Source organism: Spongiactinospora gelatinilytica (assembly GCF_003236385.1).
Taxonomy (GTDB): Bacteria; Actinomycetota; Actinomycetes; order Streptosporangiales; family Streptosporangiaceae; genus Spongiactinospora; species Spongiactinospora gelatinilytica.
The window spans coordinates 1-21,955 of record NZ_POUA01000086.1 but is presented as its reverse complement, the minus strand read 5'-3'; the positions used below and the strand labels follow the sequence as shown (position 1 = coordinate 21,955).

At 69.3% G+C, this 21,955-nt stretch carries 38 protein-coding genes and 1 tRNA gene; 28 read left to right on the top strand and 11 right to left on the bottom strand.

The window, feature by feature from the left end:
- The first annotated feature begins 29 nt into the window (after positions 1–29).
- The 7 genes from C1I98_RS13515 to C1I98_RS13485 all read left to right on the top strand — a co-directional run bounded on the left by C1I98_RS13515 (position 30) and on the right by C1I98_RS13485 (position 4,656).
- The gene (locus C1I98_RS13515) at positions 30–1,802 is read left to right on the top strand and encodes an RNB domain-containing ribonuclease (RefSeq protein ID WP_111167514.1); all 1,773 of its coding nucleotides are present in this window, start codon (positions 30–32) and stop codon (positions 1,800–1,802) included.
- Positions 1,799–2,437: a hypothetical protein gene (locus C1I98_RS13510; protein WP_111167513.1), complete on the top strand. Its 639-nt coding sequence runs from the start codon at positions 1,799–1,801 to the stop codon at positions 2,435–2,437. Before C1I98_RS13515 ends, C1I98_RS13510 begins: the two co-directional genes overlap by 4 nt.
- On the top strand, positions 2,434–2,640 hold the full coding sequence (locus tag C1I98_RS13505) for a hypothetical protein (protein ID WP_111167512.1): 207 nt from the start codon (positions 2,434–2,436) through the stop codon (positions 2,638–2,640). The genes C1I98_RS13510 and C1I98_RS13505 overlap by 4 nt, the downstream gene beginning before the upstream one ends.
- A complete protein-coding gene (locus C1I98_RS13500; protein WP_111167511.1) occupies positions 2,637–2,873 on the top strand; it encodes a hypothetical protein in 237 nt (78 codons plus the stop codon). The genes C1I98_RS13505 and C1I98_RS13500 overlap by 4 nt, the downstream gene beginning before the upstream one ends.
- Entirely contained in the window at positions 2,870–3,433 is a 564-nt protein-coding gene (locus C1I98_RS13495) for a hypothetical protein (protein ID WP_111167510.1), read from the top strand. The genes C1I98_RS13500 and C1I98_RS13495 overlap by 4 nt, the downstream gene beginning before the upstream one ends.
- Positions 3,426–3,908 carry a DUF6221 family protein gene (locus tag C1I98_RS13490; RefSeq protein WP_111167509.1) on the top strand — a complete coding sequence of 161 codons (483 nt, stop codon included), beginning with the start codon at positions 3,426–3,428 and terminating at the stop codon, positions 3,906–3,908. Before C1I98_RS13495 ends, C1I98_RS13490 begins: the two co-directional genes overlap by 8 nt.
- Positions 3,909–4,077: 169 nt before the next feature.
- Complete coding sequence (locus C1I98_RS13485; protein ID WP_111167508.1) at positions 4,078–4,656, top strand: hypothetical protein; 579 nt, start codon at positions 4,078–4,080, stop codon at positions 4,654–4,656.
- Between the two features lie 76 nt (positions 4,657–4,732).
- Here the strand turns inward: C1I98_RS13485 and C1I98_RS45030 are convergent, their stop codons facing one another.
- Positions 4,733–4,858: a hypothetical protein gene (locus C1I98_RS45030; protein ID WP_267898045.1), complete on the bottom strand. Its 126-nt coding sequence runs from the start codon at positions 4,856–4,858 to the stop codon at positions 4,733–4,735.
- 4 nt (positions 4,859–4,862) lie between these two features.
- Complete coding sequence (locus C1I98_RS13480; RefSeq protein WP_111167507.1) at positions 4,863–6,218, bottom strand: NsdA family TPR-like regulatory protein; 1,356 nt, start codon at positions 6,216–6,218, stop codon at positions 4,863–4,865.
- 216 nt (positions 6,219–6,434) lie between these two features.
- Here C1I98_RS13480 and C1I98_RS13475 point away from each other — a divergent pair, with 216 nt between their 5' ends.
- From C1I98_RS13475 to C1I98_RS13460, 4 genes are read left to right on the top strand one after another with little or no spacing between them, the layout of a single operon-like run.
- Positions 6,435–7,391 (top strand): NAD-dependent epimerase/dehydratase family protein, encoded by a 957-nt coding sequence (locus C1I98_RS13475; RefSeq protein WP_111167506.1) that lies wholly within the window; start codon positions 6,435–6,437, stop codon positions 7,389–7,391.
- Between the two features lie 5 nt (positions 7,392–7,396).
- On the top strand, positions 7,397–7,675 hold the full coding sequence (locus C1I98_RS13470) for a ubiquitin family protein (RefSeq protein ID WP_146607419.1): 279 nt from the start codon (positions 7,397–7,399) through the stop codon (positions 7,673–7,675).
- 10 nt (positions 7,676–7,685) lie between these two features.
- The gene (locus tag C1I98_RS13465; protein ID WP_111167516.1) at positions 7,686–8,609 is read left to right on the top strand and encodes a formylglycine-generating enzyme family protein; all 924 of its coding nucleotides are present in this window, start codon (positions 7,686–7,688) and stop codon (positions 8,607–8,609) included.
- Positions 8,610–8,629: 20 nt separating this feature from the next.
- Positions 8,630–9,568: an NAD-dependent epimerase/dehydratase family protein gene (locus C1I98_RS13460; protein WP_111167504.1), complete on the top strand. Its 939-nt coding sequence runs from the start codon at positions 8,630–8,632 to the stop codon at positions 9,566–9,568.
- A 20-nt stretch (positions 9,569–9,588) separates the two neighbouring features.
- Here C1I98_RS13460 and C1I98_RS13455 read toward each other — a convergent pair whose 3' ends face one another.
- The gene (locus tag C1I98_RS13455; RefSeq protein WP_111167503.1) at positions 9,589–10,254 is read right to left on the bottom strand and encodes a hypothetical protein; all 666 of its coding nucleotides are present in this window, start codon (positions 10,252–10,254) and stop codon (positions 9,589–9,591) included.
- A 117-nt stretch (positions 10,255–10,371) separates the two neighbouring features.
- On the opposite strand from C1I98_RS13455, the gene C1I98_RS13450 reads away from it, so the two are divergent.
- Positions 10,372–10,587 (top strand): hypothetical protein, encoded by a 216-nt coding sequence (locus tag C1I98_RS13450; RefSeq protein WP_111167502.1) that lies wholly within the window; start codon positions 10,372–10,374, stop codon positions 10,585–10,587.
- Here the strand turns inward: C1I98_RS13450 and C1I98_RS13445 are convergent.
- Positions 10,542–11,006 (bottom strand): hypothetical protein, encoded by a 465-nt coding sequence (locus C1I98_RS13445; RefSeq protein WP_146607418.1) that lies wholly within the window; start codon positions 11,004–11,006, stop codon positions 10,542–10,544. The two genes, C1I98_RS13450 and C1I98_RS13445, sit on opposite strands and share 46 nt — an antisense overlap.
- A gap of 209 nt (positions 11,007–11,215) precedes the next feature.
- Between C1I98_RS13445 and C1I98_RS13440 the strand changes: the two genes are divergently transcribed.
- Positions 11,216–11,575 (top strand): hypothetical protein, encoded by a 360-nt coding sequence (locus tag C1I98_RS13440; protein WP_146607417.1) that lies wholly within the window; start codon positions 11,216–11,218, stop codon positions 11,573–11,575.
- A 185-nt stretch (positions 11,576–11,760) separates the two neighbouring features.
- On the opposite strand, the gene C1I98_RS13435 is transcribed toward C1I98_RS13440, so the two are convergent.
- The 5 genes from C1I98_RS13435 to C1I98_RS13415 all read right to left on the bottom strand — a co-directional run bounded on the left by C1I98_RS13435 (position 11,761) and on the right by C1I98_RS13415 (position 13,948).
- On the bottom strand, positions 11,761–12,156 hold the full coding sequence (locus tag C1I98_RS13435) for a helix-turn-helix transcriptional regulator (RefSeq protein ID WP_111167499.1): 396 nt from the start codon (positions 12,154–12,156) through the stop codon (positions 11,761–11,763).
- Between the two features lie 127 nt (positions 12,157–12,283).
- Positions 12,284–12,661 (bottom strand): hypothetical protein, encoded by a 378-nt coding sequence (locus C1I98_RS13430; protein ID WP_111167498.1) that lies wholly within the window; start codon positions 12,659–12,661, stop codon positions 12,284–12,286.
- Between the two features lie 152 nt (positions 12,662–12,813).
- A complete protein-coding gene (locus tag C1I98_RS13425; protein ID WP_146607416.1) occupies positions 12,814–13,065 on the bottom strand; it encodes a hypothetical protein in 252 nt (83 codons plus the stop codon).
- Positions 13,062–13,565 (bottom strand): helix-turn-helix transcriptional regulator, encoded by a 504-nt coding sequence (locus C1I98_RS13420; RefSeq protein WP_111167496.1) that lies wholly within the window; start codon positions 13,563–13,565, stop codon positions 13,062–13,064. The genes C1I98_RS13425 and C1I98_RS13420 overlap by 4 nt, the downstream gene beginning before the upstream one ends.
- A gap of 14 nt (positions 13,566–13,579) precedes the next feature.
- Positions 13,580–13,948, bottom strand: coding sequence for a hypothetical protein (locus C1I98_RS13415; RefSeq protein WP_158558019.1), 369 nt, complete (start codon positions 13,946–13,948; stop codon positions 13,580–13,582).
- 18 nt (positions 13,949–13,966) lie between these two features.
- On the opposite strand from C1I98_RS13415, the gene C1I98_RS13410 reads away from it, so the two are divergent.
- The 6 genes from C1I98_RS13410 to C1I98_RS13390 all read left to right on the top strand — a co-directional run bounded on the left by C1I98_RS13410 (position 13,967) and on the right by C1I98_RS13390 (position 16,500).
- Positions 13,967–14,434, top strand: a complete 468-nt coding sequence (locus C1I98_RS13410; RefSeq protein ID WP_158558018.1) for a helix-turn-helix transcriptional regulator — start codon at positions 13,967–13,969, stop codon at positions 14,432–14,434.
- A gap of 11 nt (positions 14,435–14,445) precedes the next feature.
- Positions 14,446–14,667, top strand: coding sequence for a hypothetical protein (locus C1I98_RS13405; protein WP_146607414.1), 222 nt, complete (start codon positions 14,446–14,448; stop codon positions 14,665–14,667).
- Between the two features lie 27 nt (positions 14,668–14,694).
- On the top strand, positions 14,695–15,822 hold the full coding sequence (locus C1I98_RS13400) for a DUF932 domain-containing protein (RefSeq protein ID WP_111167492.1): 1,128 nt from the start codon (positions 14,695–14,697) through the stop codon (positions 15,820–15,822).
- Positions 15,823–15,884: 62 nt separating this feature from the next.
- Entirely contained in the window at positions 15,885–16,115 is a 231-nt protein-coding gene (locus C1I98_RS13395) for a hypothetical protein (RefSeq protein ID WP_111167491.1), read from the top strand.
- On the top strand, positions 16,112–16,288 hold the full coding sequence (locus tag C1I98_RS41365; RefSeq protein WP_158558017.1) for a hypothetical protein: 177 nt from the start codon (positions 16,112–16,114) through the stop codon (positions 16,286–16,288). Before C1I98_RS13395 ends, C1I98_RS41365 begins: the two co-directional genes overlap by 4 nt.
- Positions 16,288–16,500, top strand: coding sequence for a hypothetical protein (locus C1I98_RS13390; protein WP_111167490.1), 213 nt, complete (start codon positions 16,288–16,290; stop codon positions 16,498–16,500). Before C1I98_RS41365 ends, C1I98_RS13390 begins: the two co-directional genes overlap by 1 nt.
- Positions 16,501–16,577: 77 nt before the next feature.
- Here the strand turns inward: C1I98_RS13390 and C1I98_RS42825 are convergent, their stop codons facing one another.
- Positions 16,578–17,228 (bottom strand): helix-turn-helix domain-containing protein, encoded by a 651-nt coding sequence (locus tag C1I98_RS42825; RefSeq protein WP_199536913.1) that lies wholly within the window; start codon positions 17,226–17,228, stop codon positions 16,578–16,580.
- A gap of 80 nt (positions 17,229–17,308) precedes the next feature.
- Between C1I98_RS42825 and C1I98_RS13380 the strand changes: the two genes are divergently transcribed.
- The 6 genes from C1I98_RS13380 to C1I98_RS13355 all read left to right on the top strand — a co-directional run bounded on the left by C1I98_RS13380 (position 17,309) and on the right by C1I98_RS13355 (position 19,934).
- The gene (locus C1I98_RS13380; RefSeq protein ID WP_146607413.1) at positions 17,309–18,160 is read left to right on the top strand and encodes a hypothetical protein; all 852 of its coding nucleotides are present in this window, start codon (positions 17,309–17,311) and stop codon (positions 18,158–18,160) included.
- The gene (locus tag C1I98_RS13375) at positions 18,160–18,348 is read left to right on the top strand and encodes a hypothetical protein (protein WP_111167488.1); all 189 of its coding nucleotides are present in this window, start codon (positions 18,160–18,162) and stop codon (positions 18,346–18,348) included. Before C1I98_RS13380 ends, C1I98_RS13375 begins: the two co-directional genes overlap by 1 nt.
- A gap of 40 nt (positions 18,349–18,388) precedes the next feature.
- Positions 18,389–18,616 (top strand): hypothetical protein, encoded by a 228-nt coding sequence (locus C1I98_RS13370; protein ID WP_111167487.1) that lies wholly within the window; start codon positions 18,389–18,391, stop codon positions 18,614–18,616.
- Positions 18,617–18,898: 282 nt separating this feature from the next.
- A complete protein-coding gene (locus C1I98_RS13365) occupies positions 18,899–19,291 on the top strand; it encodes a GIY-YIG nuclease family protein (RefSeq protein WP_111167486.1) in 393 nt (130 codons plus the stop codon).
- Between the two features lie 56 nt (positions 19,292–19,347).
- A complete protein-coding gene (locus C1I98_RS13360) occupies positions 19,348–19,560 on the top strand; it encodes an Acb2/Tad1 domain-containing protein (RefSeq protein ID WP_111167485.1) in 213 nt (70 codons plus the stop codon).
- A 41-nt stretch (positions 19,561–19,601) separates the two neighbouring features.
- Positions 19,602–19,934: a hypothetical protein gene (locus tag C1I98_RS13355; RefSeq protein ID WP_111167484.1), complete on the top strand. Its 333-nt coding sequence runs from the start codon at positions 19,602–19,604 to the stop codon at positions 19,932–19,934.
- An 80-nt stretch (positions 19,935–20,014) separates the two neighbouring features.
- Here the strand turns inward: C1I98_RS13355 and C1I98_RS41360 are convergent, their stop codons facing one another.
- Complete coding sequence (locus C1I98_RS41360; RefSeq protein ID WP_158558016.1) at positions 20,015–20,191, bottom strand: hypothetical protein; 177 nt, start codon at positions 20,189–20,191, stop codon at positions 20,015–20,017.
- A 344-nt stretch (positions 20,192–20,535) separates the two neighbouring features.
- Between C1I98_RS41360 and C1I98_RS13345 the strand changes: the two genes are divergently transcribed.
- From C1I98_RS13345 to C1I98_RS13335, 3 genes are all read left to right on the top strand, one after another.
- A tRNA-Leu gene (locus tag C1I98_RS13345) sits at positions 20,536–20,612 on the top strand.
- A 28-nt stretch (positions 20,613–20,640) separates the two neighbouring features.
- Positions 20,641–20,943: a hypothetical protein gene (locus tag C1I98_RS13340; RefSeq protein ID WP_111167483.1), complete on the top strand. Its 303-nt coding sequence runs from the start codon at positions 20,641–20,643 to the stop codon at positions 20,941–20,943.
- Between the two features lie 399 nt (positions 20,944–21,342).
- Positions 21,343–21,786, top strand: a complete 444-nt coding sequence (locus tag C1I98_RS13335; protein WP_111167482.1) for an AAA family ATPase — start codon at positions 21,343–21,345, stop codon at positions 21,784–21,786.
- Positions 21,787–21,955 lie beyond the last annotated feature (169 nt).

Sequence of the window (21,955 nt, the reverse complement as noted above, 5' to 3'; positions counted from 1 at the left end):
CGCCCGGCCCACCGCCCAGAGAGGATGACATGACCCCTGTCATGATCGACAGGCAGGGCTCGTTGGACCGCGACGACGCCCTGCATGTCACCCGCAGCCATGACGGCTGGACCGTCACCGTTCACATCGCCAACGTGCCCGCCGGAGTCACCCCCGGCGGCACCGCCGACATCGAGGCTCGCCGCCACGGCCACACTCGGTACGGCGCCACCGCCACGCGGCACATGCTGCCCCCGGCGCTCGTTCGCCGTCTCACCCTCGCCGAGCGGACCCCGCGCGCGTCCATCGCCCTCACCCTCCAAGTAGCCGGTGACGGATCCGTCACCGGCTACGACCTGGCCCGGCGGCGAGTAACGAACCTGGCCGCGATGACCCACGAGGAGGTTGCCGCCGCGCTCAACGACCCCCAGCACGCGCACCACGAAATGCTCACCCACGCCGCGCAGTGCGCGCACGCCTTGCACGACCACCGGCGCACCGCGGGCGCTCTCGCCGTCTACGACCTGGTCCGCGGCTGGGCCACCGACGAAGACGGGCAACTGGTCAGGCTCGACCAGCCCGACCGTAACATTGCGTACATCATCGTGCAGGAGTGCATGATCGCGGCCAACAGCGCGGTCGCGGCCTGGGCGGTCCAGCAGGACCTGCCCATCCTGTTCCGCAACCACATGGCCGCAACCGCCGCCCCGACAGCCGCAGACCTCGCGACCGACATCCACGCCGCCATCGCCTCCCAGGCTCCTGGCCAGCTCGACGCCGCCCGGCAACGCCTCGCGCTCGTTATGCGCGCCGCGACCTACGGGCCGACGGTACGCGGTCACTATGCGCTGACCCTGCCCGCCTACACCCACGTCACCAGCCCGCTGCGCCGCTACGCCGACCTGATCACGCTCCGCCAGGTCCTCGCCGCCCTTGACGGCGACTCCCCGCCCTACAGGATCACCGACCTGGAAGTATTGGCCGCAGAGCTCAACGCCGCAGCGGCCGAAGAGCGCGCACGCAAATCCGCCGCACTGAAGGAGCGCGCCCATCGTGCCGCCCGGGCCACGGCCACTGCCGGCACGTTCAGCCATCTGCCTCCGGCCCGGTTCAGCGCCGTCCTCAAACGCGCTACCGCAGAAGGGCTGTTCAGCGCCCCCCTCGATGCCGAGGTGCGACGCAGGGCGGAATCCGGCGCCCTGGCCTTAGCCGACATTGCCCACGTCCTCGCGGCCCGCGGCGATACCTGGCGGCCGTTGCACCAGGCCCTCATTGAGCGGGTTGCGGCCGAGCCTCACACAGCGCCGTCGCTGCTGTCCATACATACCGTCAGCCGCGGCATGCCCGCCGTCGCATTCACGTGCGAGGTGACTGGCCAGTCCCCGAAGGAGGTGTTCACCGCGCGGGCGTCGTGCGGCGGTGTGTCCGGCGCGCCGCGACGCGCTGCATCGAAGAAGGCGGCCCAGCACCGCGCCGGTGTGTCGCTGCTCGCCGCTCTGGCCGCTGTGGACGATCCCTCAACGGACGCCATCGCCGAGACCCGCAGCGCGCCGTCCATGTCGCCGTCCGCGCCGCCGCCCGTCGTCGCCGGGCAGCATCCCGTGAGCGTGCTCAACGAGTACCAGCAGCGCGGCCGTGTCTCCACTGTCCGCTGGGACATGGATCGTGCTGGGCCGCCGCACAATCCTACTTTTACGGCGTGGGCGCACGCTGAGGTGCCAGGCCGGGGCGAGCTCCGGGCCTCTGGCGAAGCAGCCTCGAAGGTGGCCGCCCGGGAGCGCGCCGCCGGGGCGCTGCTGAGGCTGATCGGGAATGGCGCATGACCCAGCCCGAGGAGGTATCCGCGCTCGTCGCTGAGCTTCGGCCGCTCCTCACCCAGCTCGCCGAGCTGCTGCCCGAGCAGGTGGCCGACGCCGCGCGGGGGAGTACGCAGCACCACAAGGTGACCGGAAGCCCCGCGCCCTGGCATCCAGAGGCCGGGCCGGTGCTGCTCACTATCCACGCTGGCGTGCGCGAGCTGGAGCAGGATCTTCGCTATCACGTCGCCGGGCATACGGGAGCTGCCCGGGGCGGAAGCGACGCCAACACCAGCGCGGCGCTCGACGCGATCGAGCGTCTGGCCCACGGCGTGCCGGACGATGTGGCCCGGGACGCGGCGCGCCGCCTCGGGCGCTGGATTGAGCAAGCCCGCCAGGTCCGCGATGTGGGGGAGTCCGAGCGGTGGATCCCCATCCACGTACCGAAGGCCCAGATCCCGCCCGCCTGCCCGTACTGCCGTACGTACAGCCTGCGGGTCGCGCAGGAGTCCGGGCGGGTGCGCTGCGCCAACCCACGCTGCACGGACGAACGAGGCGAGCGGCCCTCGGGCCGCATCGACAAGAACCAGATCAACGGAGATGCGATGCTCATCTGGCAGGACGGCCGAACGATCTACTACAGCCCCAGGGAGGCATCATGAGCGACGGCATGCGGCGACGGGCCGCGCTGCACAGGGCAATGGCCGCTCAGCACTCCCTGATCGCGGCGACCATCGGTGCCGCTACGGCCTTCCAGGATCTGATCAGCGCAGCGCGCGACGGAGACGCCCGCGACATCGCCGCGCACCCGGATCTGGCGTACCTGGACGTCCAGATGGACGGCTTCTATGGGGAGGCGTCATGATCTGCAAGCCGTGCGCCTTCATGGCCGACCAAGGTCTGTCCGGCGAGTGGCATACCAACGGCCAGCACGCCGGACAGTGCAACGAGGAGTGCCCTGGCGGCACCTGGTGCGACTGCCAGCACCGGCCCGTACGGATCCTCTTCGTCCCGCACGTCGGGAGTGCGCCGACCACTGAGCAGCTCGCCGCCGGATCAGACATCACCGGGCACGTCACCGTTATCGAGGCACCATGAGCCACGACGACATCAGGGCGCGCCTGGCCGCGGTCGAGGGCATCGAGTGGAGGGTCACGCGTGAGCCCGGTGAGGAGTACTACGGCGACTGGCTGCGCGTCGGCCCGGCCATGCTCATGACCACCTTCAGCCCGGGGCCGCGCGATGCTGCGACCACCTCCCAGGCGGAGGCGGTCGGGGACTTCATCCAGCACGCCGCCGCCGACCTGCATCGCCTACTCGCCGACCTTGACCACGCCACCGCTACGAGAGCGGGCATCATGCCCACGACCAACTCCGTCTACGGCCCGCCGCCGGATCTTGCGCGCGGCGAGGCCGTCCGCTACCTCGCCGATGCCGTGGAGGTGCAGCGGCCGAACGGCGACATCGTCCGCATGGACCTCGTGGCCCTGGCCGACGCCGCCATCTCCGCCGAACGGGCCGTCGCCGGCCTGCGCGGCGAAAACGCCGAGCTCCGCCTCCGGGTGGCCGCCCTCGAAGCGCAGGCCAGACGAGCCGAACGCGCCGGCCGAATCCTCGCATCGACCGCTGAAGAGGAACTGGCGGGCCGGGATGGATGAGCTCGCACAGTTCGTCGCCGCCCGCCTGGACGAGGACGCCCAAGCGGCCTTGACCCTATTGGGGGCCGACGCGCGCATCGGTTTTCAGCGGGGCGTGCCTGCGCCCCGCTGGGAGGTGCAGCCGGGCGGGGCGATCAGGAGCGCCGATGGTACCTTGCGCGTCCGGTTCACGTGGTCGGACGAGGCCATGCATATCGTCCGGCACGACCCTGCCACCGTGCTCCGCGACGTCGAGGCCAAGCGGCGGATCCTCGATGAGCACGCCATCGTGCATCGGGATGTCGTCTGGCTGGAAAAGGATGGCGAGGAGATCGAGGAGCGGTCTGCCGAGCTCCCTGTCTGCGGCCGATGCGTTTCAAAGAACTCGGCGTTCCACAGCCGCGGCGACGTTCCCGAGGGGCCGTGCGTTACTGTGCGCCTGCTCGCACTTCCGCACGACGACCATCCCGATTACCAGGAGGAGTGGCGACCATGACGTGGCCACCCGGCGGCGGAAACTGGGAGGGCGGCTACACCGATGCACGAGGCCGCCGACGGATTCACGTGCCCTCTCGGGGCTGGCGGCTCAGACTTGCACAGCCACACCTCATCGACCGACGGGCCCAATCGGTGGATGTGCGTAACCTCCGTGAGGGGAGCACCCCATGACCATCGGTCCGGAGTGGATCAGGCTCGGCGACCTGCTGAAGGGCCGCCGAATCGAACTCGGGCGTACGGTCAACTCCGACTGGAAGTACCGCCGACGATTCGTTCGTGCCCACCGATATCTCCTGGTCGAGCGTGTGGCGCATGATCTCGAAGAAGGCAAGCGCGACAACTATGACCCCGCGACTCTGCGGCGTGCCGAGGTCGCCTACCAGTTGCCGCAGGGGGCCATCGCCCGTATCCTCGCCGACGGAGATCCAGGAGCCCAGACGGCGACCGACGCTTACGCGGGCATGATCGGCGATGACCTTGCCGCCTTTGAGGTCTACATCGCCGAGGTCGTCTGGTTCGACGACAACCCAGTGGACGGGCGGGACCGCATCGCCGTCTGCGCCTGCCTTGACGCAGCTCTGAAAGCGCTCCGAGACCACGATGTCCACGGCGGCGACCTCGTCGCTACGGAGACCACCAGCGCCCTGGGCACCGACAGTGCACGCACCTGGGCAGTGCACGAACGCGGCGAAGAGCCTGACGATGACGGCCACCTGTGGATCACCCGGGAGCAGGTGACTGGGTAGCCATGAAAAATGGCTCAGCGTCGGGCCATGCCGTGAACTCGCCACACCCGCATGAAGCTAGGTCGGCGTTCCGCGACTACGCTCCGCGCGGGATCGTCACCGTGTAGGTCGGCCACCCGGTGAGGGTGATCTCGCCAGGGACGACGTCCAGCAGCGCGATGTCCTCGGCTCCCTCGGGCATGCGGTCGCCGGGGACGGCCATGGTGTCATGCGGTCTCGTGAAGGAAGTCTGCGACCACAGGCACGCCGCGGTGGGCCCGCAGGCGGCGTCGTAGATCCTCCAGGGTACTGGTGCTGCGGGCGGAGTCTACGCCGCCCATCAGCCGCACGACGTCATGGGCAGCAGCGACGGCCGCGTCAAGATCTCCCATCGCGAGATGAGCTTCGGCGCGGCGGGCAAGGTAGATGGCCGCACCTCTCGCCTCGCTGGCCGGATCATAGGGCTCGTCGGCGCCCACCGCGGCGTCGAAGTGCTCCAGAGCCCGCCGTGGTTCGCCCAGGGTCAGCGCGGCGCTGCCCGCGGCCTGGTGGAGCTCCCCGGCGGTGATCCAATACATCTGAGGAAGGTCATCACATGCAGCAGGTGCCTCGTCATAGGCGGTGAACGCGTCGTCGATCGCACGGTAGGCGGCGGTGGGCTCACCCAGCACGGAGTAGGCGCGGGCGCGGCGGGCGTGCAGCAGGGCATGCACGCGGGGGGAGGAGATGCGCATCCGGGGATGCAGCGCCCCGCCGAGCAGGTCCAGCGCGCCCGGGGCGTCGCTGGCGGCGGCGTACCGCAGGTTTGCCCAGAACGCTAGGACGATGGCGCCGCTGTCGTCGTCACCCGCGCTGCCTGCGGCCCGTAACGCGGCCTGGAAAAGCGCCTCCGCGGTGGGATGACGCCCGGTGTCATAGGCGCACCATCCGGCCAGACGTGCCGCCTCGGCCGCGCAGCCGTACAACGCGCCGCCCACGCGCTCGCCGTGGGAGGTGTTGGTAAGCAAGCGCACGATGAACCGCAGCTCGGCGGCGGCGGCATCGTAGATGTCTGCGGCCCCGACCTGGTCATCCAGGCGGCGTAACGCATCCAGCCGGGCGTGCAGCAGTGTGATCGTCTCCCGGCTCGCCTGACCGCTGGAGGCGATGCCGCAGGCGGGAGTGGCGGCGGCCCATTGCGCGGTGACGGCCGCCAAGGCGCCGCCGCCGGTGACCATGAAATGGCGGCGGTCCACGCAGCCTCCTATCTGAGCCAACACCTTGACGGTACCCGCGGGCGTCCACGGCGATTCCAGGAGAATTCGGTCACCGTCGATCGCTGCCCGCAGCCACCCCGGCCACCCCCGCTGTTCCACCTCCCTGGCGTCGATGCCCAGCACATCGGCCAGCGCCCGCTGAGCGGCTCGGTCAGGCGTGGTGCCGCCGAGCCAACGAGACACCTTCTCCCGGCGGATGGCCATGCCGCCGAAGCCGAGCTGCTGGTGACGGTGCGCCATCCGGCGCAACAGTTGCTCCGCGGTCCAGTTTCTGGCCGCGAGGATCACCGCCAGGGGGTGACGGTCAGGGGAGTCGGCGACAGGCACGGCGCCCTTCCTGCCAGGTATTCGCAATATGCCGTTTGATCGCGATTGTCGATGCCCACCCTCTGGAAGGCAACAGGACGCAACGGTGCGGCAACATGACGCAACACCGGAAGGGTTGGCTGAGTCGGCAGCAGCGGAGACCGTGAACGCAGACGGCCCCGTCGCTCCAGGGCAGGGCGCGGCCGGGGCGAGACCGGAATCGGAAAGGACGACACCATGAATCACGTGGTGGTCACTGGGGGCGCCGGATTCATCGGCACGAACCTCTGCGGACGACTGCTGGACCGCGGCGATCGGGTCACCATCATCGACAACCTCGCTGCCGGTCGCACGCCCGGCTTGCAGGACCTGATCGGCCGACGCGGCGAGCCGGGCGTGGCCCTGCTGGAGACCGACGTCACCGGCCCGCTGTACCTGGGCGAGCAGTGCATCAACGCCGTGGTGCACCTGGCCAGCCTCGTCGGGCCCGAAACCGTCACCCGATGCCCCGTCAGTACCCTGCGCGTGGCCGTCACAGGAACGCTCAACGCGCTGGAACTGGCCCACCGCTACCATGCCCGGTTCGTCCTGGTGTCCTCCTCCGAAATCTACGGCGACCCGCAGATCCATCCGCAGCCGGAGGACTACCGGGGCAACGTCGATCCGGTCGGGCCGCTGTCGGGTTACGACGAGGGCAAGCGGGCCGCCGAGGCGGCCACCGCCGGCTACCGCCGCGAACACGACCTCAACGCCGCCATCGTCCGGCCATTCAATATCTACGGGCCGGGCATGCACCCGGCCGACCGGCGAGTGGTGCCCGCGTTCATCGGTACCGCGCTGCGCGGCGGTACTCTCACCCTCCACGGTGACGGCTCACAGACCCGCGCATTGTGCTATGTCGATGACCTGGTGGACGGGCTTATCGCCGTTCTCGACAGTTCCGAGTTCGGCCCCTTCAATCTCGGCAACCCGCGCGAGGTGACCATGCGGGAACTGGCCGAGGCGATCATCGCCGAGGTGGGCCGGGGCAGCGTGGCCACGATCCCGGCCCGCGGGCAGGACGCCGCGCGGCGCTGCCCCGACATCGCCCGCGCCCGCCAGATACTGGGCTGGGAACCGCAGGTGCCGCTGGACATCGGAATCGCGCGTACGGTGGCCTGGCTGCGGCAGGTCACCCCCGCTCTGGCAGGATGACCGCGATGCCCGTGCTGATCATCCCAGGGGCGTGGCGCGCCGCCGCCGCCATCCCCACCGGGACTGACCTCCGGTTCCCGCCGGGCACGGCCCGGACCGTCCTGGGCGCCTTCTTTCAGGTGTACCCGGCGCTGCGGCCCCGGGTGCTCACCGAGGACGGGGAGGTGGCCCCCTGGGTCCAGGTGTTCGCCGGCGGTGCCGACATCCGCGACCGCGGCGGCCTGGACGCCTCCCTGAGCGCGAACGAGGACCTGGTGCTGCTGCCCGCGATGGCCGGAGGGTGACGTGGCCGACATGGTTCTGGTGGGCGGCGGGACCGCGCTGATCGGGGCGCCACTGGGACACCTGGACGCCGTGGCCGCCACCCAGCCGTATGAGCGGTCCTGGTTCGCCGACGAGGCGCCGCAGCACACTGTCACCGTGGCGACGTTCTGGCTGGACCGGCACCCGGTGACCAACGCCGCCTTCGCCGCGTTCACCGACGCGACTGGATACCGCACGGTAGCCGAACGCCGCGGATACGGGCTGACCTACACCACCTACTGGCAGCAAACGCCCGGAGCGTGCTGGCGACACCCGGGAGGCCCCGGCACCGGCATTGCAGACCGGCCCGATCACCCCGTCGTGCATATCGCGCTGGCCGACGCCCGCGCGTACGCGGCGTGGGCGGGCATGCGGCTACCGACCGAGGCCGAGTGGGAGAAGGCCGCCCACGGCGATGCCTGGAGCCCATGGCCCTGGGGGCATCGGTGGGAGCCGGAGCGGGCGTGCACGGCCGACGAGTGGGCCGGATGCTTGATCGATTCACCGGACCGGTGGCGCACCTGGTGGCAGGACCACCGGTCCCGGCACACCGGCCCGATACGGCCCGCCACCGTGCCCGCAGGCACGTACAGCCCGCGTGGGGACTCCCCGGCCGGTGCCGCCGACATGGCGGGCAACGTGATGGAATGGACGTCCGACGCCTACCGGCTGTACCCCGGAGCCACCGGGTACGACCCGCTGTATGACCACCTGGAGGGACGCTACAGCGTGGGACGCGGCGGGTGCTGGATGATGTGGGCGATCCAGGCCCGCACCACCGAGCGGATCGCGTTCGCATCCGGGTACAGCAACTGGGCGACCGGGTTCCGCTGCGCCGCCGACACCGTGGAACCCCCGGAACCGGGCAACATGGGAGCGGGGCGTGCAGCGATTCCCCCACGCCGGGCGGCTTGAACCCCGTAGGCTCGCTTGCCATGCGGACTTTGATCACCGGCGGAGCCGGGTTCATCGGTTCCCACCTCGCCGACGCCGTGGCGGCCCGGGGAGATGCGGTCACCGTGGTGGACAACCTCGCCACCGGCCGTCCGGCCCGCCTCGGCGACGGCATCGATCGGCGCGTCATCGACGTCACCGACGCCGCGGCGCTCACCGCCGTCATCGAGGAGATGAGGCCGGAGGTGATCTATCATCTGGCCGCGCAGATCGACGTGCGGGCCTCCGTCGCCGACCCGGCCGCCGACGCTGTGATCAACATCGGCGGGACGATCAACGTGCTGACCGCAGCACGCGCGGCCGGGGCGCGCGTGGTGTTCGCCTCTACCGGCGGCGCGCTGTACGGCGCGCAGGCGGCGATCCCCTCTAGCGAGGACACCCTCGCCGAGCCGGAAGCTCCCTATGGCACCGCCAAGCTCTGCGCTGAGCAGTACCTTGCGCTGTTCAACCGGCTGTACGGCACCCGGCATGCCGCGCTGCGGCTGGGCAACGTCTACGGTCCCCGCCAGGACCCTGCCGGGGAGGCCGGGGTGGTATCAATCTTCGCTGGGGCGTTTCACGCCGGGCGGGCACCGACGGTGTACGGCGACGGCAAGGCCACCCGGGACTACGTCTATGTCGCCGACGTGGTCGCCGCGTTCATCGCCGCAGGCGATGCCGGTCTGCCAGGGGTGTGGAACATCGGCACTGGACAGGAGACCAGCGTCCTGGCCCTGACCGACAAGATCGCCGCCGCAGCCGGGCGGCCCGTCGAGGTGGTGCACGCCCCGGCCCGCCCGGGGGAACTACAGCGCAGCGCGCTGGATGCCACCGCCGCGCGCAGGGACCTCGGCTGGACAGCGCGGAAATCGCTGGAAGAGGGAATTGCCGCAGTGGTCGCGTGGGTCGGTGACGGCCAACCGGACCGCACTAGTGCCTGATGAGACACGCCGCCACGGTGTCAGTCGTACGGGGCTGGTCCGGGCCGGCTGACGAGCAGGACGTCGGTCACCAGGTCATCGACGGCCCGATCCCCGGCTCCGTCCCGCGTGGCCTTGATGCGCTCCCGCAGGTACTCGATCGCCTGGTCCCCTGATGCCCGCCACAGTGCCTGCCAGATCTCCCACGCGTCCGTGCGCGCCCCTGGCTGATGGCCATCTCCGATGATGATGGCGTACGCGGCCAGCAGGTCGTCCACCAGTCGGAAGGGATCAAAATCCAGCTCCGGGTAGTGGACGGTGTACGCCGCGGCGTTCGCTTCGACCCACTGGCGACCTTCCTCGGCCAGGGACACAGCGCGGTCGGCGATCAACAGCCACCGCGCGGTCCTAGTCGGCGTCAACCGCAGGTCGGAAACGTCCTCCCGGGGGACCGGCGCGGGGGCGCGATAGAGCCGCAGCAGCGCCGCCCACACGCCCGGATGCAGAGCGCGAGGTGCCCGGTACGGGGCACCGGAGCGTGTGACATACCGGTGCGGCGGCTGGCCCACGCCGGGGCACCGCGGGGGCGGGGTGTCGCCCGCGTGCACACGGATGAGATCCCCGTGGGTGTGGCTCATGATCAGGCCGGCGTCATCCAACCCGCGGCGCTGGCCGCAATGCCGGCTGATGCCGTACTTGACCTCCATGCGACTCCTCTCGTGGAGCGTGCGGCCCGTCGCCGCGCTGCTTGCTCATCGTGGCGTCCGCCCTGCTGTGCCGCCACCGGTTCGCGTGTTGCCCGGCCGGGGGCGAGAATGGCCTGCATGACCCAGGTCCGCGTCAACATCACCGTGGGGGACACCGCCGAGCTGGTGACGCCCTTGCATCCCTACTCCGCGCCGCTGCGCATCCCCGCGACTCGGATCGCACAGCAGGCCGGCCTGCCCGCATCCGAACTGCCAGGCCGCCGCTTCACCGTGGCGGCCCTGACCGATCACGACGCGGACGGCTTCACGCTGCTCGACGACCCCCGCGTCTGAAAGCTCCTGCGAGGTCGGCCGCCGCCGACGCCCCGCCCGGGGCGCGCCGCGATGACGCGATCCAGCGTGGCCCTCTTGATGTGGGCCACGCCGCACACGTCCACCCAGCCGGGCAGCCGCCCCACCGCGCGGTCGTGCCGGAGGGCCCCGTAGGTCACGCCTAGCACGTCGGCGGCGTCCTGTTCGTCGAGCAGGTCGCCGGGGTGCTCGCGCGTGCCCTGGGGCCAGACAGGCAGTTCCCGGCCGTCGCGTACGGCCTCGACTTGAGCGCGGTCGTAGAGCAGCGTCCGGCGGCCCTCGTTCAGCGGGCGCAGGCCGAACGCCTTGGCCCCGCCCTTGTTGCTCCAGGTCTTGTAACTGATGCCCAGGATCTCGGCGGCGCCCCGCCCGTCCACCACGTCTCTTCCGTTCGGGATCACCTCTAAACGATACCGCACTCATGCCCCTTTTGGGAAGCTGGGGGAGTTGCCGGATCTGGGTAAACGGATGCGCCCCGAATCCAAAACTTATAAGCAGTTGATGCCCGAATCCTCTTTCGTTCGGGGTGTGACTGCGGTATAGTTTTCCTTGTCGGGAGGGAGTCGGAACCCGAACGACACAGGTTGAAAACTCAAGAGAGGAGATCGTGGTGGAAGACCACGACCCGCTGGCCTGGCTGGGCGCTTTGCTCATGACCGCCTACGAGGTACTCGGCAAGCTCATGGGGCGGCTCCCCGTCCCCATCAGCCTCCCGATCCCCGAAGGGCCGGACGGCCCCGACGCCGTCGAAGCGATCACCAGGGCGCGCGCTGCCCTGCGTGACCAGCCCATGGACGACATCACCAGGTCCATGATCGACCGGATGTGCCTGGAATGGCTCACCGTCCTGGACCTCGGCGCGATGGTCCGGCTGGCCGGAGCGGAAGAGTGGCGACTGGAGGCGATGTCCTACGGGATCAACCGCTGCTTCGCCCTCGCGGAAGTCGTAGGCCCCCGGCTCGAAGAGTGAGCCACCCGCCGCCCCGGGCTGGCTGCCCGGGGCGGCACCCCGCTCTCCGCCCTTGGGTGCGCGGACATGAAGAGAGCCGGCGCGACGGCACCCCGAGAGGTGCTGTATCGGAAGCCGCGCCGGCCCGCAGGTTGAAACTCCCCAGGAGTTCAACGTCAGTTTATCGCCCGCCTGCTCACGCGGCGCTACCCCGATCGGCGGTACCCGCGCCGCTTGCTGAGCACGGCGTCAACCGTGCTGCGCCTCCATCGCTTGACGCCGTGCTCGATTTCGTCGGGCGCTGGCCATCGTCCGCGCGAGATGTCGGCGTCGATGGTGCCGCGTGCCAGACCGGTGTGGACGGCGATCTGGGCGATGGTGAGCAGGTCGTCGGGGCTGCCCTCGGCGGCCGGTGCGGGCCGCAGGAACAGTCGGTTCACCAGCGCGTCCACGGCGTCCGCGTCGTACTCGGCCCATCGGCCGCGCCGCCCGCGCGGCTTCGGCCAGTCCGGGTGACGCGTCCACGTCTTCTGGACGGTCGCCAGCGCACGGCCGTACTTCTCGGCGATCTCCGGGGCGATAATGCCCGGCGCGGATGCCATGTGCGAACTCCTCTGACGAGTGATCAACATGCTGGGCCCGTCGATGCTCTGGACGGCTGCCATCTTCTTCCCTGCTCTGACTCCACCGGCCCGGCCCCGGGCTGGCTGCCCGGGGCCGGTGAGAGGGTTACGCCTCCTCTTCGCCCGTCAGGACGAGATGCGCCAAGGTGATGTGGACGATCGCCATGTCGCAGGCGTAGATCGCGGCGTCATACCGCCAGTTGCGCATCTCGTCGAGCCTTGCGATGGACAGGACATCGAAGGCCGTCAGGATGTACAAGACCGCCTGGTCGAGTTCCCCGAGGGCCGCGTGGTCGGCGGGCTCGGACTCGATCAGGGTCCGCGTCCTCTCCATCCCGTCCATGAACTCATCGACCGTGGAGCCGACCGTGAGGTGGGGGAGCTGGATGGGGAGGGGCAGGAACGTGAGTACCTGCGCGAGGTGGTTGAGCGCGTGGGAGATGGCGGACGCCATCTCGCCGAGGCGCTCGGGGTTGTCAGCCATTGCTGACCCCTCTCTGTGGAGTTTTCAACCTGCCGCCGGTCGGGGTTCCGACCCCCTTCCGACACTCCTTAGATTACAGGGTTGGAGTAGTGATTTGCAAGACATTGGGCAGGCCGAATCCACCAAAACGGCCCGGCCTCGCGACCGTGGGACTAGCTCTGAACTGCGGTGATCTGCTCCCCGTCCACCGCGGCCCGGAAACGCCGCCCGGGAAGAGAGGCGACCGTGATGCCGAGCATGGCTGCCAACTCCACGGCAGGCACCCTGAGCGGATCGGTAACGGGGTGGTAGGGCGTCGTCACCTCCGCGTGCGGCCCGAAGAGCAGTGATATCCGGGCATCCATCCAGCGCGGCGGCGCGATTCCTTCGCGCGCCGCGTCCGGTCCCGTCTCCCAGTCGTTCACTCTGACACCGCTTTCGCCGCTTTCGGCCGTCCGCCCTTGCGCTCCCAGGTCGCCGCCCAGCTCCGTACTGCGGCCCCCGGCCAGATCGCCCCGGCCGCCAGCGTCTGAAGGGGCTGCGGGAAGTCCTCGCGCCGGACAAGCTGATCGGCACGCTGGCGAGTCACGCCGAGCAGCTCGGCGATCTCGCGCACGCCCATGAGCTCCGGGGGCATCTGCCGGAGCTCCTCATCGAGCTCCTCCTCCGGGAGGGCCTCGACCCGTACCGCGCGCGCCGACACGCCGACCTCGCGCAGCGCTGCCGTCACCTCCCGCAATGCCGCGTCGATCGCCTGCCGGACGGTGGATCCGTCGATGCTGAGCTGGATGCTCACGCGGTCGGTGACCTGCCGGCCCGCCGCATAGGCCGCGCCGGCTGCCGGGTGGCGCGCCGCGAGGCGCTCGCGCAGGTGCGCGTCAAGCGCCTCGCTGTAGTCGGCGCCGGTGTCGGCGTCGATCCGCACACTCCACACGGCCCTCATCCCCTCGTTGGCGGCCAGATGAACCCGGCTCGCCGTAGTACGGCTATGGCGTTGCGGACACCGCGATCATCGCTCGGGGTGGCCGGTAGGGATCCGATCAGGTGGCCGTCCTTGTAAACCTTCCAGTGGCCTGAGCCGCCCATCGTCACCTCGAAACCCTGCCGCGTTAGCGCCCTGATGATCTCTGCGATCTCCTTGCGGCTCATGATGCCCTTTCCCTTGCTCACTGTCAATGCAATCACGGTACCGAAACTATTGACAAAGCGCAAGGGAAAGCGCATCATGGAATCAGGAAGGCGGGAGGTCAGGGCATGTACGAGGTCGGCGCAGAGGTCACCTATCAGGGCTCTATCGAGCATCTTCACGGCCAAATCTTTACCGTCGTGGCGCACTGCTGCGGGGGAGAGCGCTACCGGCTCCAGGGCCGCAGCGAGGCTCTGCGCCACGTCCGCCCCGCCAGCGTCGCGCGCTACGAGAAGCCGACCGAGACCCTTGCAGTCCTGGAGCGGGCCATCGCCGCCGAACGCCCGGTGATGATCACCTACGTCGCGGCGGACGGCGAGTGGACCACCCGCACGATCGAGCCGTTCGAGCTGGACACCACCGCGCGAGGGCACCTGATCGTGCGCGCGATGGACCGGCTCAGGCGCGAGGCGCGCACCTTCCGCCTCGACCGGATCGACAGCCTCACGCCGTACCCCGGCGTGTTCCTGCTGACCGCCGCCCGCATGGAGCGTGACGCGCTGGCCCGCATCCGCGCCGAGATCGCCGAAGTCCAGGCGGCGGGCTTCGGCGGCTACGACGGCTACGGCGCGATGCGCTGGACGCCGGACAACCCCATCGTGATCTGAAGGGATCCCCCATGAGCATGTACGCCACCGCCATCTCCCACGCGATCGGCCGCACCGACCCCGCCACCGTGGCCGTGGTCGAGTCAGTCATGCGCGACGGCCGTACCGGGCTTGACGGTCTGTACGCCGACGAGTTCGCCCGCAAGTCCTGGGAGAAGGTCCATCTCCTGCACCAGGGCGGAGGGCTCACCGACTGGTGCGCGGCCTTCCACCTCGCCGTCCCCGAACTCTGACCCAACCCCCAACCTGAAGGGATCGACATGACCATCACCGACGTCAACGAGCAGCTCTACCAGCAGCGCCGCGCCGCGATCGAGTCCGGCCGGTGGACCCGCCGCGATGACGGCTCCTATGTCGCCTGGGACCGGGCCGAGGTCCTCGGGCGTGAGGGGCTGGACATGACCACCGGGAGGGCCGCGCTCTACACCTCCACCCCCGCGTGGCATGGCCTCGGCACTGTCATCCCCGGCGGCATCTCCGACATTGACGAGGTGCTCCGCCTGGGCGGGATCGACTTCGACGTCGAAAAGCGCGACGTCCGGTACTCGTTCATGGGCGATGCCGACGCCGTGCCCGCGCTGCGCACCATGCCCGGCCAGTACGTCACCGTCCGCTCCGACACGGGCGCGGCCCTCGGTGTCGTCGGCTCGCGTTACGAGGTCATCCAGAACCGCGAGCTGTTCACCTTCCTGGAGGACCTGGTGGACCATCACGGCGTGATCTGGGAGTCGGCGGGCGCGCTGCGCGACGGACGGCGGGTGTTCGTGTGCATGCGCCTGCCGGAGAACGTGATCATCGACCGGGGTGGCCTGGCCGACGAGATCGTCCTGATCCTCTCGGTGATCAACTCCCATGACGGGCGCGGCACGGCCGAGGCCGTCCCGTCCGGGTGGCGGATCGTCTGCGCCAACACCGAGCGGTTCGCTCTGCGCGACGCGGTATCCCGCTGGAGCATCCGCCACACCTCCGGCGCGCTCGGACGGATCGAAGAGGCGCGCCGCGCCCTCGGCCTCACCGTCGAGTACGCCCACGCGTTCGAGGAGGAGGAGACCGCGCTCGCGCGCACGGACATCGCCCTGGACGAGTTCCATCGCGTGATCGCCGACCTGTGGCCGGTGGACCGGGACGCCACGGCGCGCACCACGGGCATGGCCGACCGCCGCCGCGAGACCCTGACCGCGATGTTCGAGGGGGAGTCGGTCCGCGTCGGCCGCACCGCCTACGCCGCCGAGCGGTCCATCACCGACTACCTCGACCACGTCGCGCCCCGCCGCCCCGGCAAGACCATGACCGAGGAGATCGCCCGCGCGACCGCGCTCATGGAGGGCGCGGACGACGCCATCAAGACTCAGGCGCACCGCCGCCTGATGGCTCTGGTCCGCCGCTGACCGCTCACCCGGGGCGGCCCGATCGGAGGCCGGGCCGCCCCCTTCACCCGGAAGAGGAGATCATGATTCACCACTGCGAACGCGGGCGTGCCACCCTGGCCGCCGTTCAGATGACGCCCGACGGCGGCGCGATCTACCAGTCATGGCAGATCTGCGGCTGTGTCCTGGCCGGGCTCCACGAAACGCTCGGCGCGCCCCGCCACGAGGCCGTGGCCACCGCCGAGCAGGTCGATGCCACCGGCCATGCCGTCATGGCTGCGGGCGGCGGCATCCACCTGGAGCGGCCGGAATGAGCGGCGCGCCCGAGGTTCAGGACGAGCTGGCCCGCCTCGCCGACATCGTGGACGGCCAGGGTCGCGTCACCTGGTGCGGCTGCGGCGAGCCCATCACTGAGTACGACGGCGAGTGGTTGCACGTCTACAACCCCGCGCTGACCGGCGCGGACGACCACGACGCGGAGCCCTGATGTTCATCGCCGACGAGGTGGCCCGGGAGTTTGCCGAGCAGTTCAACGGCTACTGCGCAGACGAGATTGCCGCCCGGCTCGCCTGCTCGGAAGTGGATGCCCTCGCCGCTCTGCTGACCGCGCTCGGCGACGAAGAGCTCGCTGCGACGTGGATCGAGTACCACGCCGAGGGCGACGACGAGGACGAGGACCACTATCGCCCGCCCTCGTGATCTGAGACCCCCTGCGGGCCGGATATGCGACCCGGGGCCCAGCGCCCCATCGACTCGCTTCCGGCCCGCAGGGCTGCTCAGGACTCCTCGGCGGGATCGAGAGCGTCCGTCAACCGCAGAAAATCCATGATCACGCTCAGACGTACGCCGGCGGCCTGGGCCTCGCGCACGGCCGCCGCGATCGGTGCGAGCACGTCGCGGTGCTCGGCGATCTCCGCTTCCAGGTGGTGTAGATCGCTCGAAACGTGCGGCCGGTTCTCGCTCATGAACCTGATCACGTCCGCGGCCAGCGTCGGGGCGTCGAGTGGGAACAGCGCGTACTCACCGACCGCCCACCGCCATGCGGCGTCCTCCGTGGGGCTGGCGACTTTGGGGGTCAGTTCGACTCCCTGAGCGGTGTCCGCGCTGCCGGGGAGCAGTAAACGATTCGGGGATACGTCGAGGGCCAGGGCCAAGGCCACGAGGTCGTCGGCGTCCACGCGGCGCGTGCCATCTTCGATCTTCATAATGCCGGACGGGAGAATCGGCCGTCCGAGTACGCCAAGGCAAACCGACAACTCACGCAGGCTCATGCCCCGGCGGGCGCGCAGCTCCGCGACGTTACGGGCGATGCGCTCGCCGATCGGCCCGACTCCAAGCGTTGGCATGGTGCAAACGCTAGGGATCGGGTTGCGAACATGCAAGCCAATCGGCAGACTGATCTCAGCGCGGTCGGATCTTGCGAACATTGCACAGCAAGACGCGAACAGCGCGGCGGATCCGATCTGATCAAGGGGGCGTCGCCAGTGAGCCGACGGGCATGCGGCGCATGAGTCACCCGGGGGAGGCGCCCGAGGTCATCGACATGGCCCAAGGCGCATGGACAGAAGCCGTACGACGCGCCCGAGTCGGCACGGAACTCAAGCTCGCCTTGCTCGTCGTCGGCTCGTACGCGAACGCGGACGGGACCGGCATCTACTGCGGCGTCGCCCGTCTCGCGGCGGACTGCGAGGTCAGCTATCGCACGGCGGGACGCTACCTCGCCTGGATGCGCCGCAACGGCTTCCTCACCCTCGTGCAGCGCGGCAACCGCCGCCGCGGCAAGGCCGACGTCTACCGGCTCACCCTTGCGACCGACGTCGCCGACCGCATCAGCCTGCCCGACCCCGACGAGTACCGGGCGCTCGTCGGCGGGATCTCCGCGGCCAACCGCGCCGACTCCGCCGCTCGCCAGCGCCGCGCCGCGCCCGCCGGATCTACGGACACCACGGGCGACCGCAGAACACCCGAGCCCCCGGTTTCTACGGACACCGATGATGACCGTAGAAGCGACTCGGATCTACGGATACAAGGGGACCGTAGAAACGAGCCCTCCGAGCCGACTCCTACGGACACGCAAGTGTCCGTAGGAACACGTTTCTACGGACACGAGGCCGAGTTTTCTACGGACATCCATGGTGTCCTCCCACCTCCCATGGACCACCTCTCCTCAACTACTGACCTTCCATGGGAGCGGCCTGATGTCCCGGGCCCGTACAGGTCCGCGCGCGCGGGCGCGAGAGAAGACCCGATTTCTACGGACACCCCCCGAGCGGCCGGGCCCGCATGCGACACATGCGGCGCCGCGCTCGACCCCGACGGCACGTGCTTCGTATGCCGAACCGTCCCGAGGAGGACCTGATGCCTGCGACGCGAGAGAGCGACCCGCAGGAGGAGCGACTCGCGCCACACGTCGCCCAGCTCTGCGACGTGATCATCACCGCACGGCTGCACCTCGCCGAGCTCGCGGGTGGCTCGCGCGAGGCGGACCGGCTCGTCCGCGCCCGCATGCGGGAGATCCTGGGAGGCGCTCGTGACACACGACCATGACACCCACCGCCTGGAATCCGGCGTGCGTCATCATAGAGAAGTGAACCTCGACCGGCGCATCGAGCTCTGGACTGTCGAGGACGCGGCGCGGGAACTGCACCCCGAGATGACGGTCCAGCAGATTCGGGCGCTCATCACCATCGCCGGGCTCAAGCCGGTCGGGAAGAAGCCTCCTGGCCCCTACGGTGGACGGCCAGCCGCCGTCTACGACGGCGAGCAACTCCGGCACGCCCATGCCGTCATCGCGCCGCTGTTGATCGCTGCGTGAGGTTTGTGACAAACTGCCTGACAGGAGAGGTGTCTCCAGACCTGACTGATAGGCCGGATTCCGTGCCACCCGGATCCCCCGGAACTGTCAGACTCCTACGGCAGACTGGCGTTATGATGCCGCCGCAGTTGGCCGCCCCAAGGGAAGAGCGACAGGCATGACCCTGCACTTTCGCGACCCCAACCCCTTCGAGCAGGACGAGACGTTTGACCTCGCGGCGCGCGATCTGGAGTCATCACAGGCGCGGACGCCCTGCGCGCTCGACGATGCAGATCCCGAGCGATGCGGAGCTGGGCGGAGCCGACCGCGCCGGTCCCGCTGTGCTGGGAGCACCTCGTCTTCGTTCGTATATGGGTCAATGACCAGTTCAATGACCTGCTGAACAAGCCGTTCGCCCCACGCTCCCGGCCGATGAAGCAGTACGTGTACTTCATCCGCCGAGGTGACCTTATCAAGATCGGCTGGACCTCCGACATGGCAACGCGGATGCGGTTCCACAAGCCAGACGCGATCTTGCATTCCGAACAGGGCGACCAGAAGGACGAAGCCAAGCTCCACCGCAAGTTCGCCCACCTGCGGGTGCCGGCCGTCGATGGACGCCCCGCGCGCGAATGGTTCCGCCCCGGCGACGACCTGATCGCGTACATCGAAGAGCGCAAACGCCTCACCGCCTGACGGGGCGAGGCAGGCAACTGCGGGACCTGTGTTCGATCAGACCCTCGGGAGGGTCAGTGAGTCCAGAAGAACTGGCGAACCGGTTCGCCTACCACCCGCCGCTCACGGATGAGAGGCGCGCGGCGCACGAGACGGTCCGGGATCTGTGCTGGAAGCTCGCCGTAGAACTGAACGGCCTGCTCCCCGAAGGGCGAGAGAAGAGTCTCGCCATCAAATCCCTGGAAGAGGCCATGTTCTGGTCGAACGCGGGCGTGGCTCGACAGGACTGATGCACGCCCCCCGCCACGGACAGAGCAAAGGAGAGCTGGCCATGCGCTACGTCCTGATCGGCACCGCCGGCACGTACACCGTCCCCGGCGGCATCGAGCGCTGGAAGACGGACCTGGGTACGCAGTCTCCGACTCGCGTTCCCCTCGCGCCGCTCCCGGGCACCCTCGGGCCGATCACCGGCTGGATCAACGCCGCCGCGACCACCATGAACGATATCGGGGGCGAAGTCCTCGTAGTCCTCGGCGCGACCGGCCAGGACTACCACGGGCCCGTCGTGATCACCGGCTGGGACGAGGCGGCCGAGACGGTCCGCGGCCTCAACAGCGACCAGGCCGCCGCCATCCGCCAGGCGTACGACGACGCCAACGCATAGGGCGCGTGCGCCGAGAACCTCCGGCCATGAGGTGCCTGCCGGTTCGGCCAGGGCCCCGCCGGTCCGCCACCGCTGAGGACCTACTCCAAGTCCGTCCGAGTTCGCAGGTCCTCGGCGAGCCGCACGGCAAGCTCTCGGAACTTCTGCCGCTCCTCCTCCGGTGTGTCCACGGGTACCGGAAGGAGCATCACCCCGTCTTGCACGGGGACTTCCATCACTTCTAGCTCTTCGTGGACTTCCTCGTCTTCATCCCGCATGGAGCACCTGCCTGGGTCGCGCTGATCCTGGCATTGAAACACGAGGACGGTGGGACGGGAATGGGTAGAAGCAAGGGGCGTCAAGGGCGCCCCTACCGTCGGGCCCGAGCCCAGCTCCTCGCCGAGTCCACGATCTGCTGGATCTGCGGACACGACGGCGCCGACACCGCCGACCACGTCATCCCGCTCAGCCTCGGGGGAGACCCGCTCGCCCCTGAGAATCTGCGCCCGGCGCACGGCGTCCGGGGCTGCCGAACCTGTGGGCGCAAGTGCAACAGCTCGCGGGGGGCCAAACTCACCCTCCCGGCCCCGCGCGCATCCCGGGCCTGGTGAAGGGCGGCGAAGCGGGCCTGGCGCAACCGGCAGACGCGGCGGGCTCAAACCCCGCTAGATGGGGGTTCGAGTCCCCCGGCCCGCACCAAGAAATCCATCCGGAGGGAAGCACCCTCATGTGCGAAAACTGCTGGGACAAGTACGGGCGACAGGCCGACTGGAACCCCCGTGTTGAACAGGCCGTGGCCCTGATCCACGCCATCTGCGACGAGGAGATCACCGGCGGCCCCCTGCACTACGTCATCTCGAACTGGAACGTTCGAGGGACGATCGCTCCGTGCAGCGCCAGCGATTACAGCCCCGAGGTCGAGCGAGCCGCCAATGAGCTCGCCGCACTGTTCAATGAGATGCCGGAGCCGGAACGCGCGGCGGCCCTCGCCTACGCCCAGGGGTACGCCACCCTGACGCCGGGGGCCTGAGTACCGGGCGCCCCTGACGGGGATGCGCCCGTCCGAAGTGGAGCATCATGCGAGTTTCCTGCTCAGCGAGCCGCGTGAGGCCCTGTACGGATACCGTCAGACTCTGCTCTGTCGGCTCTTCAGATCACACGGGCCCGTTTGTGAGGGCCGGATGGACCACTGGCCCAGAAGCTTCGTGAAGGGGCGCTGGCGCAGGGCTGGCCACTGGTGGGACGGGTTCTGGCTCAAGCCGCCCGGGGGCACCGAATAGGGGCGCCAGAAGGAGGGCCACGGGGCCCGGCGATAAGGGGGCCCGGTAGAGGGGACCGGCTGCACCGGGGCTCGGCGGCGGGCTCGGAGCCAAGCGGAGCACGGCTGCATTCGGGGCTACGGGGCCGAGATCAGGGGGCTGGATCGGGGATGGGGCTCTGGGTAGTGACCGGGCCGCCGGCCTCCGGCAAATCCACCTGGGTCCGCAACCAAGCCAAGCCCGGCGACATCGTCATCGACTACGACCTTCTGGCCACAGCCCTCACAGCACCAGGTGCCGTCTCACACGACCACCGCAAGACCTTGCGGCACATCACCTCACGAGCCCGAGCCGCAGCGATCACCGAAGCGCTCAAGCACACAGATCGCGTCGATGTGTATGTGATCCATTCACAGCCCTCGACAGAAGCAGTCAGAAGGTACACAGAGCACCAGACAGATCTTCACCTCATCGTCGTCGATCCTGGTCGCGACGTTGTGATGAGGCGGATCGCCGAGCAGCGTCCACCCCAGATGCGTGCCGTCGCAGAGCGTTGGTACAGCAATGCTCATCACACAGAGCAACCAGCATTGAGGTCATCCCGACGCTGGTGACACATCGTCACGACTAGCTAGAAGTCACACATTGTGACAACCACGACGGCGAACATGAAGCGTTATCGCAGGTGAAGCCAGCCCGCCACGTTTCCGCAGGTCAGAGGGGTAGGGGGGCGGGTTCGCGTCGCGATCACGCCCCCGCGATTCACCCGCCCGCCCAGCCTCC

Excerpts from the sequence above, each read along its gene's own strand:
- C1I98_RS13495 (WP_111167510.1), top strand. The coding sequence starts at position 2,870 with ATGAGCCACGACGACATCAGGGCGCGCCTGGCCGCGGTCGAGGGCATC.
- C1I98_RS13400 (WP_111167492.1), top strand. The coding sequence starts at position 14,695 with ATGACCATCACCGACGTCAACGAGCAGCTCTACCAGCAGCGCCGCGCC.
- C1I98_RS13515 (WP_111167514.1), top strand. The coding sequence starts at position 30 with ATGACCCCTGTCATGATCGACAGGCAGGGCTCGTTGGACCGCGACGAC.
- C1I98_RS13450 (WP_111167502.1), top strand. The coding sequence starts at position 10,372 with ATGACCCAGGTCCGCGTCAACATCACCGTGGGGGACACCGCCGAGCTG.
- C1I98_RS45030 (WP_267898045.1), bottom strand. The coding sequence starts at position 4,858 with ATGGCCGTCCCCGGCGACCGCATGCCCGAGGGAGCCGAGGACATCGCG.
- C1I98_RS13455 (WP_111167503.1), bottom strand. The coding sequence starts at position 10,254 with ATGGAGGTCAAGTACGGCATCAGCCGGCATTGCGGCCAGCGCCGCGGG.
- C1I98_RS13435 (WP_111167499.1), bottom strand. The coding sequence starts at position 12,156 with ATGGCATCCGCGCCGGGCATTATCGCCCCGGAGATCGCCGAGAAGTAC.
- C1I98_RS13335 (WP_111167482.1), top strand. The coding sequence starts at position 21,343 with ATGGGGCTCTGGGTAGTGACCGGGCCGCCGGCCTCCGGCAAATCCACC.
- C1I98_RS13490 (WP_111167509.1), top strand. The coding sequence starts at position 3,426 with ATGGATGAGCTCGCACAGTTCGTCGCCGCCCGCCTGGACGAGGACGCC.
- C1I98_RS13500 (WP_111167511.1), top strand. The coding sequence starts at position 2,637 with ATGATCTGCAAGCCGTGCGCCTTCATGGCCGACCAAGGTCTGTCCGGC.
- C1I98_RS13365 (WP_111167486.1), top strand. The coding sequence starts at position 18,899 with ATGCGGAGCTGGGCGGAGCCGACCGCGCCGGTCCCGCTGTGCTGGGAG.
- C1I98_RS13510 (WP_111167513.1), top strand. The coding sequence starts at position 1,799 with ATGACCCAGCCCGAGGAGGTATCCGCGCTCGTCGCTGAGCTTCGGCCG.
- C1I98_RS41360 (WP_158558016.1), bottom strand. The coding sequence starts at position 20,191 with ATGCGGGATGAAGACGAGGAAGTCCACGAAGAGCTAGAAGTGATGGAA.
- C1I98_RS13465 (WP_111167516.1), top strand. The coding sequence starts at position 7,686 with ATGGTTCTGGTGGGCGGCGGGACCGCGCTGATCGGGGCGCCACTGGGA.
- C1I98_RS13505 (WP_111167512.1), top strand. The coding sequence starts at position 2,434 with ATGAGCGACGGCATGCGGCGACGGGCCGCGCTGCACAGGGCAATGGCC.
- C1I98_RS13405 (WP_146607414.1), top strand. The coding sequence starts at position 14,446 with ATGAGCATGTACGCCACCGCCATCTCCCACGCGATCGGCCGCACCGAC.
- C1I98_RS13475 (WP_111167506.1), top strand. The coding sequence starts at position 6,435 with ATGAATCACGTGGTGGTCACTGGGGGCGCCGGATTCATCGGCACGAAC.
- C1I98_RS13340 (WP_111167483.1), top strand. The coding sequence starts at position 20,641 with ATGTGCGAAAACTGCTGGGACAAGTACGGGCGACAGGCCGACTGGAAC.
- C1I98_RS13460 (WP_111167504.1), top strand. The coding sequence starts at position 8,630 with ATGCGGACTTTGATCACCGGCGGAGCCGGGTTCATCGGTTCCCACCTC.
- C1I98_RS13380 (WP_146607413.1), top strand. The coding sequence starts at position 17,309 with ATGAGTCACCCGGGGGAGGCGCCCGAGGTCATCGACATGGCCCAAGGC.
- C1I98_RS13395 (WP_111167491.1), top strand. The coding sequence starts at position 15,885 with ATGATTCACCACTGCGAACGCGGGCGTGCCACCCTGGCCGCCGTTCAG.
- C1I98_RS13355 (WP_111167484.1), top strand. The coding sequence starts at position 19,602 with ATGCGCTACGTCCTGATCGGCACCGCCGGCACGTACACCGTCCCCGGC.
- C1I98_RS13470 (WP_146607419.1), top strand. The coding sequence starts at position 7,397 with ATGCCCGTGCTGATCATCCCAGGGGCGTGGCGCGCCGCCGCCGCCATC.
- C1I98_RS13390 (WP_111167490.1), top strand. The coding sequence starts at position 16,288 with ATGTTCATCGCCGACGAGGTGGCCCGGGAGTTTGCCGAGCAGTTCAAC.
- C1I98_RS13430 (WP_111167498.1), bottom strand. The coding sequence starts at position 12,661 with ATGGCTGACAACCCCGAGCGCCTCGGCGAGATGGCGTCCGCCATCTCC.
- C1I98_RS42825 (WP_199536913.1), bottom strand. The coding sequence starts at position 17,228 with ATGTTCGCAAGATCCGACCGCGCTGAGATCAGTCTGCCGATTGGCTTG.
- C1I98_RS41365 (WP_158558017.1), top strand. The coding sequence starts at position 16,112 with ATGAGCGGCGCGCCCGAGGTTCAGGACGAGCTGGCCCGCCTCGCCGAC.
- C1I98_RS13485 (WP_111167508.1), top strand. The coding sequence starts at position 4,078 with ATGACCATCGGTCCGGAGTGGATCAGGCTCGGCGACCTGCTGAAGGGC.
- C1I98_RS13375 (WP_111167488.1), top strand. The coding sequence starts at position 18,160 with ATGCCTGCGACGCGAGAGAGCGACCCGCAGGAGGAGCGACTCGCGCCA.